This window comes from Poseidonibacter ostreae (assembly GCF_009208075.1).
Taxonomy (GTDB): Bacteria; Campylobacterota; Campylobacteria; order Campylobacterales; family Arcobacteraceae; genus Poseidonibacter; species Poseidonibacter ostreae.
Genome location: NZ_WFKJ01000126.1, coordinates 1 through 558 on the forward strand (window position 1 = coordinate 1; position 558 = coordinate 558).

Annotated in this window: 1 protein-coding gene; it reads right to left on the reverse strand. The window is 36.0% G+C overall.

Features of this window, described 5'->3' with window-relative positions; genetic code table 11:
* Positions 1-558: hypothetical protein (locus tag GBG18_RS15465; protein WP_226898716.1), on the reverse strand; the 558-nt coding region annotated here is incomplete at both ends.

A 558-nucleotide genomic window follows, 5' to 3' on the forward strand; every position in this document is an offset into this window, starting at 1 on the left:
GATCCTAAATCTGTTTTAGCTACTGCAATAGTTGCTTTACCTGCTGTTATATCTGCAGCTGTTACTGTATATTCAGTTCCTAAATTAGCTGTACCTAATTTTAGTTGTATCTTATCTCCTTCAACCATTCCTGTTGATGAAATCTCTAAGTTTATTGTTGTCTCACTACTATTTACAATTGCGTCTTCACCTGATTTAATTGCAATGGTTGGTTTACTTGGGGCTGTTGTATCTAAAGTAATAGTTGTTGCATCACTTGCATCACTTGCATTCCCTGATGTATCTGTTACAACAGCTGTTACTTCTTTTGCTCCATCTGTTCCTAGGTCTGTTTTAGCTACTGCTATTGTTGCTTTACCTGCTGTTATATCTGCAGCTGTTACTGTATATTCAGTTCCTAAATCAGAAGAACCATTTTTAAGTTGTATCGTATCACCTGCTACCATTCCTGGTGAGCTAATCTCTAAATTAACACTACTTTCTGAGTTATTAATATATTCATCTTCACCGGACTTAATTGTAATGGTTGGTTTTCCTGGGGCTGTATCATCTAAATCA